This window comes from Nocardia sp. NPDC023852 (genome assembly GCF_040639505.1).
In the GTDB taxonomy this organism is placed as follows: domain Bacteria; phylum Actinomycetota; class Actinomycetes; order Mycobacteriales; family Mycobacteriaceae; genus Nocardia.
Genome location: NZ_JBFAAB010000002.1, coordinates 453,760 through 466,584, shown reverse-complemented (window position 1 = coordinate 466,584; position 12,825 = coordinate 453,760). Strand labels below are relative to the sequence as shown.

Annotated in this window: 11 protein-coding genes; 1 reads left to right on the top strand and 10 read right to left on the bottom strand. The window is 68.0% G+C overall.

The genetic code is table 11. The annotated features are described in order from the left end of the window. Positions 1–306: 306 nt before the first annotated feature. The 8 genes from tpiA to AB0H00_RS05835 form a co-directional block, all read right to left on the bottom strand. Positions 307–1,092 carry a triose-phosphate isomerase gene (gene tpiA / locus AB0H00_RS05870; RefSeq protein WP_357261430.1) on the bottom strand — a complete coding sequence of 262 codons (786 nt, stop codon included), beginning with the start codon at positions 1,090–1,092 and terminating at the stop codon, positions 307–309. A gap of 2 nt (positions 1,093–1,094) precedes the next feature. Further along, the gene (locus AB0H00_RS05865) at positions 1,095–2,309 is read right to left on the bottom strand and encodes a phosphoglycerate kinase (protein ID WP_357261427.1); all 1,215 of its coding nucleotides are present in this window, start codon (positions 2,307–2,309) and stop codon (positions 1,095–1,097) included. A gap of 5 nt (positions 2,310–2,314) precedes the next feature. Further along, positions 2,315–3,334, bottom strand: a complete 1,020-nt coding sequence (gap, locus tag AB0H00_RS05860; RefSeq protein ID WP_357261424.1) for a type I glyceraldehyde-3-phosphate dehydrogenase — start codon at positions 3,332–3,334, stop codon at positions 2,315–2,317. Between the two features lie 147 nt (positions 3,335–3,481). Next, on the bottom strand, positions 3,482–4,459 hold the full coding sequence (whiA, locus tag AB0H00_RS05855) for a DNA-binding protein WhiA (protein WP_357262411.1): 978 nt from the start codon (positions 4,457–4,459) through the stop codon (positions 3,482–3,484). Then, the gene (gene yvcK, locus AB0H00_RS05850; protein ID WP_357261421.1) at positions 4,456–5,502 is read right to left on the bottom strand and encodes a uridine diphosphate-N-acetylglucosamine-binding protein YvcK; all 1,047 of its coding nucleotides are present in this window, start codon (positions 5,500–5,502) and stop codon (positions 4,456–4,458) included. Before yvcK ends, whiA begins: the two co-directional genes overlap by 4 nt. Then, complete coding sequence (gene rapZ / locus AB0H00_RS05845; protein WP_357261418.1) at positions 5,499–6,479, bottom strand: RNase adapter RapZ; 981 nt, start codon at positions 6,477–6,479, stop codon at positions 5,499–5,501. The genes yvcK and rapZ overlap by 4 nt, the downstream gene beginning before the upstream one ends. A gap of 112 nt (positions 6,480–6,591) precedes the next feature. Then, complete coding sequence (uvrC, locus tag AB0H00_RS05840) at positions 6,592–8,601, bottom strand: excinuclease ABC subunit UvrC (RefSeq protein WP_357261415.1); 2,010 nt, start codon at positions 8,599–8,601, stop codon at positions 6,592–6,594. A gap of 165 nt (positions 8,602–8,766) precedes the next feature. Then, positions 8,767–9,456 (bottom strand): HAD family hydrolase, encoded by a 690-nt coding sequence (locus tag AB0H00_RS05835; protein WP_357261412.1) that lies wholly within the window; start codon positions 9,454–9,456, stop codon positions 8,767–8,769. Positions 9,457–9,674: 218 nt separating this feature from the next. On the opposite strand from AB0H00_RS05835, the gene AB0H00_RS05830 reads away from it, so the two are divergent. Continuing rightward, the gene (locus tag AB0H00_RS05830; RefSeq protein WP_357262408.1) at positions 9,675–11,570 is read left to right on the top strand and encodes a gamma-glutamyltransferase family protein; all 1,896 of its coding nucleotides are present in this window, start codon (positions 9,675–9,677) and stop codon (positions 11,568–11,570) included. Between the two features lie 255 nt (positions 11,571–11,825). On the opposite strand, the gene AB0H00_RS05825 is transcribed toward AB0H00_RS05830, so the two are convergent. Together AB0H00_RS05825 and ribH are read right to left on the bottom strand one after the other, a co-directional pair. Continuing rightward, positions 11,826–12,326, bottom strand: a complete 501-nt coding sequence (locus AB0H00_RS05825) for a PH domain-containing protein (protein ID WP_357261409.1) — start codon at positions 12,324–12,326, stop codon at positions 11,826–11,828. A 3-nt stretch (positions 12,327–12,329) separates the two neighbouring features. Next, on the bottom strand, positions 12,330–12,809 hold the full coding sequence (gene ribH, locus AB0H00_RS05820) for a 6,7-dimethyl-8-ribityllumazine synthase (RefSeq protein ID WP_357261406.1): 480 nt from the start codon (positions 12,807–12,809) through the stop codon (positions 12,330–12,332). Positions 12,810–12,825 lie beyond the last annotated feature (16 nt).

The window sequence follows — 12,825 nt, the reverse complement described above, 5'->3', positions numbered from 1 at the left end:
CGACGAACTGCTCGCCAGCACACCGGGATCGGTGAACTCCCCCGCCATGGCGATGTCGGCATCGCCGCCACTTCCCTTGGTGCCCTTGTAGGTCATTGTCATCGGGTCACGCTGTCGACCGTCGCTCACTCGTAGTGATTGTCGGTCGGCGAGAACCTGAGCAGCCCCAGCCCGGTAGTGCGGATGCATCGCTCGACCACCGGTCATGCCGCACCGGCCGATAGACCCACTCCTGGCGCTGGATACGGCACAGCCCGGTATCGCGGGGAGCGATACCGGGCTGTTGCGCGTTGTTCCTCGACCAGGTCAGGGCAGGGGGCCGCCCGCGGCGATCGCGGACAGGGTGGCGAACTCGTCGCCCTTGAGCGACGCGCCGCCGACCAAGGCGCCGTCGATGTCGGTCTGAGCGACCAACTCTCCGACGTTCTTGGCGTTCACCGAGCCGCCGTAGAGGACGCGGACCTCCGCGGCGACCTCGGGCGAGGCCAGCCGCGCCAGCTCCCCGCGAATCGCGCCGCAGACCTCCTGCGCGTCGGCAGGGGTGGCGACCTTGCCGGTGCCGATCGCCCACACCGGCTCGTAGGCGATGACGATCTTCGAGATCTGCTCCGCTGTCAGGCCTTTCAGCGAACCGCGCAGCTGCTCGAGGTTGTACTCGACGTGCGTCCGCGCCTCGCGGATGTTCAGGCCCTCGCCGATGCACACGATCGGGGTGATCCCGTGCTTCAGCGCCTGCTTTGCCTTGCCGAGCACGAGAGCGTCGTCCTCGTTGTGGTACTGCCGTCGCTCCGAATGGCCGACCACGGCGAAGGCGCAGCCCAGTTTGGCGAGCATGGCCGCGCTGATCTCTCCGGTATAGGCGCCGGATTCGTGGACCGAGACATCCTGCGCGCCGTAGGTGAGCAGGAGCTTGTCCCCCTCGACCAGCGTTTGCACGCTGCGGATGTCGGTGAACGGCGGGATCACCGCTACGTCTACCTTGTCGAAGTACTTCTCCGGCAGCGCGAACGCGATCTTCTGCACCAGAGCGATGCCCTCGAGGTGGTTGAGGTTCATCTTCCAGTTGCCCGCGATGAGCGGTTTGCGTGCCATGCTCAGTCCTCCAACACCGCGATGCCAGGGAGCTCTTTGCCCTCCAGGTATTCCAACGACGCGCCGCCGCCGGTGGAGATATGCGAAAAGCCGTCCTCCGGCAGCCCGAGCGCACGTACGGCCGCGGCCGAGTCGCCGCCGCCGACGACGCTGAACGCGCCCTTGCCGGTGGCGGTCACGATCGCCTCGGCGACCCCGAGGGTTCCCGCGGCGAACTTCTCGAACTCGAACACGCCCATCGGGCCATTCCAGAAGACGGTCCTCGCCTCGGTCAGGAGCGCCGCGAATCGCCGCACCGACTCCGGGCCCACGTCCAGACCGATCCAGCCGTCCGGGATCTCATGCGCCGGCACGACCTTCGACTCGGCGTCCGCGGCGAACGTGTCGGCCACCACGATGTCCCTCGGCAGGTGGATGACGTCGGCGTACTGCTCGAGCAGATTCTTGCAGGTGTCCACCATCTCCTCCTGCAGCAGCGAGGAGCCTACCGAAAGGCCCTGTGCGGCAAGGAAGGTGAAGCACATGCCACCGCCGATCACCAGGGTGTCGACCTTCGGCGCCAGCGCCTCGATGACGGCCAGCTTGTCGGAGACCTTGGACCCGCCGAGCACGACCGCGTACGGCCGGTCCGGCTTCTCGCTCAGCCTGGCCAGTACGTCGACCTCGGCAGCGACCAGTGTGCCCGCGAAATGTGGCAGGAGCTTCGCCACGTCGTACACCGACGCCTGCTTGCGGTGCACGACGCCGAAGCCGTCGGAGACGAACGCGCCGTCATCGCCCACCAGCTCGACCAGCGCCGCGGCGAGCTTGCCGCGCTCGGCGTCGTCCTTGCTGGTCTCGCGCGGGTCGAAGCGGATGTTCTCCAGCAGCAACACGTCGCCGTCGGTGAGGCCCTCCGACCGCGCGAGCGCGTCCTGGCCCACGACATCACCGGCCAGCTGGACGTTGCGGCCCAGCTGGTCGGCAAGTTCGGCGGCCACCGGCGCCAGCGACAACTTCATGTCCGGCTCGCCCTTCGGGCGGCCGAGATGGGCAGTCACCACGACCTTGGCGCCCGCCTCTACCAGTGCCTTGATGGTCGGCACCGAGGCGACGATCCGGCCGGGATCGGTGATCTTTCCGTTGTCGTCGAGGGGGACGTTGAGATCGGAGCGCACGAGCACGCCCCGACCCTCGACACCCTCTTCGATCAGGTCTGCGAGTGTCTTGACAGCCATACGCGTCAGAGCGACTTGCCGACGAGGCCGATGAGATCGGCGAGACGGTTGGAGTAGCCCCACTCGTTGTCGTACCAGGAGACGACCTTCACTTGATCGTCGATCACCTTGGTGAGCGGCGCGTCATAGATCGACGAGGCCGGATCGGTGACGATATCGCTGGAGACGATCGGGTCGGTGTTGTACTTCAGGATGCCCTTCAGCGGGCCCTCGGCGGCGGCCCGGTAGGCGGCGTTGATCTCGTCGATCGTTGCGGACTTGCGCAGGGTGGCGGTCAGGTCGGTGACCGAACCCGTCGGAACCGGCACGCGCAGTGCGTAGCCGTCCAGCTTGCCCTGCAGTTCGGGCAGCACCAGACCGATGGCCTTGGCGGCGCCGGTGCCGGTGGGCACGATGTTCAGCGCGGCGGCGCGGGCGCGACGCAGGTCGCTGTGCGGGCCGTCCTGCAGGTTCTGGTCCTGGGTGTAGGCGTGAATCGTCGTCATCAGGCCGCGCTCGATGCCGAACGCGTCGTTGAGCACCTTGGCCAGCGGGCCGAGGCAGTTGGTGGTGCACGAGGCGTTCGAGATGATGTTCTGGCTGCCGTCGTACTTGTCGTCGTTGACGCCCATCACGATGGTGATGTCCTCGCCCTTGGCGGGGGCGGAGATGACGACCTTCTTCGCGCCGGCGGCGAGATGGCCCTTGGCCTTGGTGGCATCGGTAAAGATGCCGGTGGACTCGACGACCACGTCGACGCCCAGATCGCCCCACGGCAGCGCCGCGGGCCCTTCCTTGATGGCCAGCGCCTTGATCCGCTGGTCGCCCACCACAATGGTGTCGTCGCCGTCGAGCGAGACATCCTGCGGCAACCGGCCGAGGATCGAGTCGTACTTGAGCAGGGTCGCGAGGGTCGCGTTGTCGGTGAGGTCGTTGACCGCGACGATCTCGATGTCGGTGGTGCCGAGCGCCTTCTGCGCCTCCACCGCCCGGAAGAAGTTTCGTCCGATACGGCCGAAGCCGTTGATGCCTACCCGGACAGTCACGTTATCGCTCCTCAGCTTTCAGGCGGATCATTCCGATGCCCCACTCACACTAATGCCCTGTCGGTACCTCACCGACACGCACCTGGCATTCGTGCGGCACCTGGTCAGAACCGCGTGTCCCGGCGGATGTCCGCCGGGACAGCGGGCTCAGGCGTCGTCGAGCAACTCGGCCGTGACGGCCGATTCGGTGTCGGGCACGCCGAGCTCCTTGGCGCGCCGGTCGGCCATCGACAGCAGGCGGCGAATACGGCCCGCCACGGCGTCTTTCGTCATCGGCGGGTCGGCGAGCTGACCCAGTTCCTCCAGCGACGCCTGGCGGTGCTGCACGCGCAGCTTGCCCGCGGCGGCGAGATGGTCGGGCACGTCCTCGCTGAGGATCTCCAGCGCGCGTTCCACCCTCGCCGCCGCGGCTACCGCGGCCCGCGCCGAGCGGCGCAAGTTGGCGTCGTCGAAATTGGCCAGCCGGTTCGCGGTCGCGCGGACTTCGCGGCGCAACCTGCGCTCCTCCCAGACCATCCGGGTGCCATGCGCGCCCATCCTGGTCAGTAGCGCACCGATCGCCTCGCCGTCGCGCACCACGACGCGGTCGGTGCCGCGCACCTCGCGCGCCTTCGCCGCGATCCCGAGCCGCCGGGCCGCACCGACCAGCGCCAGCGCCGCCTCCGGCCCAGGACAACTGACCTCCAGCGCCGAGGAACGCCCTGGCTCGGTGAGCGAGCCGTGCGCGAGAAACGCTCCGCGCCAAGCGGCTTCGGCGTCGGCGATGCTGCCGCCGACCACCTGTGCGGGCAGACCACGCACCGGACGACCGCGCACGTCGAGCAGGCCGGTCTGCCGGGCCAGCGCCTCGCCCTCCTTGGACACGCGCACCACATAGCGTGAAGTCTTGCGCAGACCACCCGCGCCGAGCACGTGCACGTCGGAGCCGTAGCCGTAGAGCTCGAAGATCTCCCGGCGCAGCCTGCGCGCGATGGAACCCATGTCCACCTCGGCCTCGACGATCACCCTGCCGCCGACGATGTGTAAGCCGCCGGCAAAGCGCAGCAGCGCGGACAACTCCGCCCTGCGGGAACTCACTTGCGACACCACGAGCCTGCTCAGCTCGTCTTTCACATCGGCTGTCATCGCCACGAGACGCGCTCCTTTCCACCCAACCCGGAACGCACATCCTGACCCATGTGCCGTCCCTCGACTCGAAGCCCTGCCATTTGCGGCCGAGGTTGCCGGATCACTTGATCCAGTGCGGCGGCGAGCTTTCCGGGGTGATGCCGGGCCGTCCCCGCTTCGGCGACATCGGAGAAGGTTACCCGTGCCCGCAACTGTTCGGCAGCCCTGGCCACATGTTCTCGCTCGCGCCCCTCTGGCACGGACCCGGAATCGACCAATACCTCGTCGACCACGAATTCCGGCGCGTGCTGAGACAATACGTGCAGATGCCGCTCCGCGGAGAAGCCCGCCGTCTCCCCCGGCTCTGCAGCGAGATTGAGCACCAAGACCTTCCGCGCCCTGGTGTACACCAGGGCTTCCCGCAGCTCGGGCACGAGGATGTGCGGAATGACGCTGGTGAACCACGAACCGGGACCGAGCACGACGACATCGGCGTGTTCGATCGCCGAGGTCGCCTCGGGACTGGCCGGCGGATCGGACGGAATCAACCGCACCCGCCGCACCTTACCCGGCGTGGTGGCGATGGCAACCTGGCCGCGAATGCAGCGGCTCACCCGCGGATCTGCTTCCAGCCCAGAAACATCCGCCTCGATGTCGAGCGTGATCGGCGCCATCGGAAGCACCCGTCCGGTGATACGCAACATTTTGGCGACCTCGTCGAGCGCGGCCACCGGATCGCCGAGCACCTCGGTCAACCCGGCCAGGATGAGATTGCCGACAGAGTGCCCGGCCAGCGCGCCGGTGCCGCCGAAACGGTGCTGAACGGTCCGTGTCCACACCCCATCGGCGTCCGCGGCGAGGGCGGCCAACGCCATGCGAAGATCCCCCGGCGGCAGCACCCCCAATTCGGCGCGTAGCCGCCCGGACGAGCCGCCGTCGTCCGCGACGGTCACCACCGCGCAGATCTTCCTGGTCAGCCGTCGCACCGCGGTCAGTGTCGCGTACAGGCCATGCCCGCCGCCTAGCGCGACGATACTCGGATTGGATTCCCAACCGGTCATTCGCGCCCCAGATCCCGGTGCACGACGCGCACCACGTCGGCGGATCCCTCCGACCCGCCGGGGACCTGGCTGATCAGCTCGCCCAGTGCCTCGGCTATCGCGACGCTTCGGTGTTTGCCTCCGGTGCAGCCCACTGCCACGGTCATGTATCGCTTCCCCTCTTGGCGGTAACCGTTCGTCGTCAGATCGACCAGGTGGTGACAGGTACGCAGGTAATCGTCCGCGCCAGGGCGTGACAACACGTACTCGCTGACCACCGCCTCCTGACCGGTATGTTCCCGCAATTCCGGTATCCAATGTGGATTAGGTAGAAAACGCACATCCAACACGATGTCAGCGTCCAGCGGAACCCCGTACTTGAAGCCGAAGGACTGCACGGTGAGTTGCAGCGCGCTGGGCGCGCCGCCCCCATATGCTTCCTCGAGCTTGCGGTGCAGCTGATGGATGGACAGCTCGGTGGTGTCGATGACCAGATCCGCCGCGGCCTTCACGGCCGACAGGCGCACCCGCTCGGCGGCGATACCGGCCGACAGCGTGCCGTCTTTGCTCTCGCTCTGTAGCGGATGACGGCGCCGGGCAAATCCGAAACGGCGGATGAGCACGTCGTCGGACGCCTCCAGGAACAGGACCCTGGTGCCGACGCCGAGCGTCCGCAACTGTTCGGTGACCGCCGAGAGATCGCCGGTGAAGAACCGGCTGCGCACATCCATGACCAAGGCCAGGCGGCGGATCGGCGGGGTCGCGGAGGCGCCCAACTCCACCATCCGACCGAACAGCTCAGGCGGCAGATTGTCCGCGACGTACCAGCCGAGGTCCTCGAGTACGCGCGCGGCGGTGCCACGGCCCGCGCCGGAGAGTCCGGTCACGATCACTACCTCGACCTGTGGGTGTGCTCCGGCGAAGGAGCCGGACAAGCCCGCTCGTCCTCCGCTCGTCGGCGGGCCACCCGCACTGCTGTTCGATTCGACGCGTGTCATGTCCTACCGGATCCGTCTCTCGGGTGCCTTCCGATCATCCCGCACCGGTTTCGGTATCGGGCACAGACACATAACGTACGCGAAACCGAAACTTCCGGTGCACTGTCAGCGACTATTCCGCCTGTAGTGCGGCGAGCACCGCCTTCGCGGTTGCCAGCCCGATGCCGGGCACCTCGGTGATCTGCTCGACCGTGGCCTGCTTCAGCTTGGCTACCGACCCGAAATGGGTGACCAGTGCGCTCCGGCGTGCCGTGCCGAGGCCGGGCACCGAGTCCAACGCCGACGCCGTCATCCGACGCGAGCGTTTGCTGCGGTGGAAGGTGATCGCGAAGCGATGCGCCTCGTCGCGGACTCGCTGCAGCAGGTACAGTGCCTCGCTGTTGCGCGGCATGATCACCGGCTCGCTCTCCGCCGGCACCCACACCTCCTCGAGGCGTTTGGCCAGGCCGATCACCGCGACGTCGGTGATGCCGAGTTCGTCGAGCACCTCGGCGGCGGCCGCGACCTGGGGCGCGCCGCCGTCGACCACATACAGGTTGGGCGGATAGGCGAACTTGCGTGGACGCCCGGTGTGTGGGTCTATGCCCGGGCGGGAGACGAGTTCGGGTGTGTCGTCATCGCTTTTGATGGCGGCGAGGTCTTCCTGTTCCCTCAGATCGCGTTCGCGCCGCAACTTCAGGAACCGGCGGCGGGTCACCTCGGCGATGCTGGCGACGTCGTCGGAGCGGCCGTCGCCTGCGGCCTCCTTGATCGCGTAGTGCCGGTACTCGGATTTGCGCGGTAGACCGTCCTCGAACACCACCAGCGAGGCCACCACGTCGGTGCCCTGCACGTGACTGATGTCCACGCACTCGATGCGCAGCGGGGCGCTGTCGAGTTCCAGCGCGTCCTGAATGTCCTGCAGAGCTTGTGATCTCGACGTCAGATCGCCCGCGCGCTTGAGCTTGTGCTGGGCAAGCGCTTCCATCGCGTTCCGCTGCACAGTCTCGGCGAGGGCCTTCTTGTCGCCGCGCTGCGGTACCCGCAGTCGCACCGCCGAGCCGCGCAGGTCCGACAGCCACTGCTGGACCTGCTCGACGTCGGCGGGCAACTCGGGGACAAGCACCTCGCGCGGCACCACGGTGGCGGGCCGCTCGTCGGTCGCCTGTTCGGCCACGGCGACCTGCTCGCCGTAGAACTGGGTGAGGAACTGCTCGACCAGGGCGGCCAGCTCGCCGCCGGCTTCGGGAGTGTCGACGGCATCGCCCGACTTGTCGACCACCCAGCCGCGCTGGCCGCGCACGCGACCGTCGCGGACGTGGAAGACCTGCACCGCCACCTCCAGCTCGTCGGTAGCGAAGGCGATCACGTCGGCGTCGGTGCCGGTACCGAGCACCACTGCTTGCTTCTCCAACGCGCGGCGCAGCGCTTGGATGTCGTCGCGCAGGCGGGCGGCGGTCTCGAAGTCCAGGTCTTCGGCGGCGTCGTGCATGCGGCGCTCGAGCTCACGGACCATACGGTCGGTGCGGCCGGCGAGGAAGTCGCAGAAGTCCTCGACGATCCCGCGATGCTCGTCGGCGCTCACCCGGCCGACGCAGGGCGCCGAGCACTTGTCGATGTACCCGAGCAGGCACGGGCGCCCGATCTGGCTGTGCCGCTTGAAGACTCCGTTGGAGCAGGTGCGCGCGGGAAACACCCGCAGAAGTAGATCGAGGGTCTCGCGGATCGCCCAGGCGTGCGCGTACGGGCCGAAGTACCGGACGCCCTTGCGTCGCGCTCCGCGGTAGACGAACAGCCGCGGGTACTCCTCGTCGAGGGTGACCGCGAGCACCGGATACGACTTGTCGTCTCGGTAGCGGACGTTGAAGCGCGGATCGAAACCCTTGATCCAGTTGTACTCCAGCTGCAGCGCCTCCACCTCCGTGGAGACGACCGTCCACTCGACGCTCGCGGCCGTGGTGACCATCTGCCGCGTGCGCGGATGCAGACCGGCGACGTCGGCGAAGTACGAGTTCAGCCTGCTGCGCAGGCTCTTTGCCTTGCCGACGTAGATGACCTGCCGATGGGCATCCCGGAACTTGTAGACACCGGGTTCGACGGGGATCGTGCCCGGCGCGGGCCGGTACGTCGCTGGATCTGCCACGGGTCAAGCCTATCCATCGGGTCCGACAGCCCGGTACGGCTCCGCAGCCGCCGCGGTCAGGACGCCCGGACGCCGAACCAGGCTTCGCGTCCGGCCGCCGCAGCAGGTGGACGACGGCCGCCGTCGTGCCGAGCGAGTAGCAGGCGCGCGCCGCCGATCGGCCATCTACTCCGCGAGGCCGTGCCCGCGGAGGACTGCCAGCAAGGCTTCCGGACGCTCGGTGGTGGGGACGGGGTCGACCTGAGCGAATCGGCAGCCGAGCGCCGCCGCGCCGCCGTCGGCCTCGGCACTGTCGCCGATCATCAGCGTCGCGTCGGCGGGCACGCCGAGTGCGTGGAGGGCGGACTGGAAGATCGCCGGATCCGGCTTCATCGCGCCCACCTCGTAGGACAGCGTGAAGGCCTGGACGGACCGGTCCCAGCCACGCGCGGCGAACGAGGGACGGATGTCGAACGGGATATTGCTCACAACAGCGACCGGGATACCTTGTGCGGCAAGAAGTTCCAACACAGTGGCCGTGTCGGGGTAGGGCGTCCACTGCATCGGGTCGACGAGCCGGGCGTAGAGCCGCTCGGCGTGCTCGTCGGTGGGCACGCCCGACTTCCGCAGCACCTCCAGCATGGCGACGCGGTGCAGTGCCGGGTCGAGGTCACGGTTGTCCCACGCGTACTGCCTCTCCGCGTCGAACCGGACGATCTGTCCGACGGACGCCGTCATCCGCCGCATGATCTCGGCCTTCTCGTGCACGTCGAACGCCCGGCCGTCGGGCCAGGTCAGATCTCCATACCAGGTTTCGTCCTCCTCCAGCCGAAACAGGGTCCCGGAGAAGTCGAACAACACGGCGTCGATCGTCACCGCGCCAGCCTACCGACGGACTATTCGAGCCCGCATGGTCGCGAACACCGCAGGACCGATTCGACGACGCCGAGTGACGACACCGGCTGCGGCCAGAGCGATTTCGTGAGTGGTCGGAGAAAGTCGCGCGAGCCGGTGCCGGACGATAGAGTCCGGGCATGAGGCGCAAGCGAGGAAGCTGGGTCGGCGCTGTCGCGGCGTTGGCGCTCACCGTGGGGATGGCCACGGCCTGTTCGTCCGACGAGGACAACGCGGGTGGCGTGTGCGCGACCGTCTCGAACGGCACACCGGTCGCGGCGGCGGCCTCGACGGATCCAGCGGGCCGCGGCGCCCAGAATCTGAGCACGAATCCGGAGATCGCGAGCGGGTACCGCTCCGGCATGACGCCGGTGCGCACACACAGCTTCGCGGTGTCGACCGCGAACCCGGTGTCGACGAAGGCCGCATGCGAGGTGCTGCGCGACGGTGGCACCGCGGCGGACGCACTGATCGCGGCGCAGACGGTGCTCGGACTGGTCGAACCGCAGGCCTCCGGCATCGGTGGCGGCGCGTTCCTGCTCTACTACGACGCGAACACGAAATCCGTGGACGCCTACGACGGCCGTGAGATCGCCCCCGCCGCAGCGACCGAGAACTACCTGCGCTGGGTCGGCGACACCGATCGGGCCGAGCCCAAGCCGAACGCACGTGCCAGCGGTCGGTCCATCGGAGTGCCCGGCGTGCTGCGCATGCTGGAAATGGTGCACCACGACCACGGCAAGACCGGGTGGCGCGACCTCTTCGAGCCGGCCATCGGGCTGGCCGATCGCGGATTTTCGATCAGTCCCCGCCTTGCGGGTCAGATCGCGGAGTCGGCGAAGGACCTCGCAGTCGACGAGGACGCTCGGGCATACTTCCTCAACCCGGACGGAAGTCCCAAGCCCGCAGACACCGTGCTCACCAACCCGGCCATGGCGAAAACGCTCGGCGCTGTCGCCGCCGACGGCGCGCAGGCCTTCTACACCGGCGCCATCGCCCGTGACATCGTCGACGCCGCGGGACGGTCTTCCGGCGGGCGCACCCCGAGCCTGATCACGACCGGAGACTTGGCCGGCTACCAGGCCAAGAAGCGCACCGCGCTGTGCACCGGCTACCGCACGCGCGAGGTCTGCGGCATGCCGAGCCCCTCCTCCGGCGGGATCACCGTCGCCGCCACGCTCGGCATTCTGGAGAACTTCGATCTGGCCGCCATGCGGCCGGATGACATCGACCGCAACGGTGGCAGGCCGGACGCCCAGGCGGTGCACCTTATCTCGGAGGCCGAGCGACTCGCCTACGCCGACCGCAACAAGTACGTGGCCGACACGGACTTCATTCCGCTACCTGGTAATTCGGCTCAGACCCTGCTGAACAAGGACTACCTGAAGCAGCGCGCCGGGCTGATCAACCCGAATCGCAGTATGGGCACCGCACAGCCCGGCGACTTCGGCCCGGTTCCACTCGGCATCAGCCCGCAGCCGCCCGAGCACGGCACCAGCCACATTTCAGTGGTCGACAAGTACGGCAACGCCGCGGCGATGACCACCACGGTCGAGTCGGCGTTCGGTTCGTTCCACCTGGTCGACGGCTTCGTGCTGAACAATCAACTCACCGACTTCAACGCCGACCCACTGGGCACCGACGGCGTGCCAGTGGCCAACCGCGTCCAGCCGGGCAAACGGCCGCGCAGCTCGATGAGCCCGACACTGGTCTTCGACAAGGCCGGCGACGGATCGCGCGGCGAGCTGACCCACGTCGCAGGCTCACCCGGCGGTTCGGTGATCATCCAGTATGTGGTGAAATCCCTGGTCAGCATGCTCGATTGGGGCTTGGACCCGCAGCAGGCGGTCTCCGCGGTGGCCTTCGGCGCGGCGAACAGCCCGACCACCGGCGTCGGCGGCGAGCACCCCGCGGTCAACGCGACCGACAACGGCGATCACGACCCGCTCGTACTTCGGCTCCGTGAGCTCGGCCATCAGGTCTCGGTCGCGCCACAGATCAGCGGTCTCAGCGCTCTCGAACGCGACGGCGCCGACAGCTGGATCGGCGGCGCCGACCCCCGTCGCGAGGGCGCGGTCCTGGGCGACACCCACTGAACAGCTGCCACCGATCCATAGCCCGCGCGGTGACCTCCATCCTGCGGGCAGGGTAAAGCTTATTCTTCCTGCAAGAAACCTGCGCAAAAGCGGCAAGGCTTTTCGCCGCCGATCACAGTCAGAAGGGTCGTCGGCGAAAGTCGCCGCGAAAACGCACCTACCCGGCGCTATCCCCGACAAGTTTGAATAACGTCAAAACTACCCTGCGGCGGACGGAACATCAGGTGGCACGTCTGCCTCCCCGGCGCGTGCCGATCACTTGTTCCCGGAGTATCGCGCGCCGAGTTCGCGCAGCCGGGCCATCGCCTGCGCGGCATGCTCCCTGTCATTGGATCGAATCGCCAGCATCGGGACGTAGTCGTCATCGACCAGCTCCAGGCGCGCCCAGGACTTCCGGTCCAGGAACGACACGCCGCGGATGTCATCCCACCCGAAATCATTGTCGCCCAGGATGTTTCGGACAGACACGCCGCGCGCGCCCACCCGCACCCTCGGTCTGGTCAGCAGCAGCACCGCCGCCGCACCGAGCAGGCCGATCCCGATCATCGCGACCTGGTCGGCGACGCGGAAATTCACGCCGGTCGACCCGCTGCGCAACCAGATACCACCCGCGGTGAACACTGCCGCGATCAGGACCGCCACAATCCAGGCCGCCCGCACCGCGCGCCTCGGACGCACCTCGAACTCCCAGTCCAGCGAATCGCTCCCCGCCGCGGGCGAGCCGGCGTTCCTCCGGAAGATGCGGACAACCGGCATCGGCTACGCGGACTGCCGCAGGGCCCGCAGCGTCAGTGCGGCATCCAACGCCGCGGCGGCCGCCTGCTCACCCTTGTTCTCGTGTGAATCCGGCAGCCCGGCCCGATCCAGCGCCTGTCGCTCGTTGTTGGTGGTGAGCACCCCGTTCGCGACGGGCGTACCCTCGTCCAGCGAGACCCGGGTGAGCCCCGTGGTCACCGCATCGCAGACGTACTCGAAATGCGGTGTATCACCTCGTATCACCACACCGAGCGCGACCACCGCGTCATGTGCCTTGGCGAGTTCCTGAGCCACCACCGGCAGCTCCATCGCGCCCGCGCAACGCACTACCGTGATCCGGTGGACGCCGGCGTCCTTGGCCACCCGCTCCGCGTTGGCGAGCAGGGTGTCGCAGATTTGGGTGTGCCAGCGCGACGCGACGATACCCAAGGTGAGGTCCTTGGCATCTTCGAGCGCGAAAGTCGGTACGCCGGTACCGCTCATCGATATCCGCCTTTCC

Coding starts and splice junctions, on each gene's coding strand:
- yvcK (WP_357261421.1), bottom strand. CDS start 5,502: ATGACCGGTTGGGAATCCAATCCGAGTATCGTCGCGCTAGGCGGCGGG.
- AB0H00_RS05825 (WP_357261409.1), bottom strand. CDS start 12,326: ATGCCGGTTGTCCGCATCTTCCGGAGGAACGCCGGCTCGCCCGCGGCG.
- AB0H00_RS05830 (WP_357262408.1), top strand. CDS start 9,675: ATGGCCACGGCCTGTTCGTCCGACGAGGACAACGCGGGTGGCGTGTGC.
- ribH (WP_357261406.1), bottom strand. CDS start 12,809: ATGAGCGGTACCGGCGTACCGACTTTCGCGCTCGAAGATGCCAAGGAC.
- whiA (WP_357262411.1), bottom strand. CDS start 4,459: ATGACAGCCGATGTGAAAGACGAGCTGAGCAGGCTCGTGGTGTCGCAA.
- rapZ (WP_357261418.1), bottom strand. CDS start 6,479: ATGACACGCGTCGAATCGAACAGCAGTGCGGGTGGCCCGCCGACGAGC.
- AB0H00_RS05865 (WP_357261427.1), bottom strand. CDS start 2,309: ATGGCTGTCAAGACACTCGCAGACCTGATCGAAGAGGGTGTCGAGGGT.
- tpiA (WP_357261430.1), bottom strand. CDS start 1,092: ATGGCACGCAAACCGCTCATCGCGGGCAACTGGAAGATGAACCTCAAC.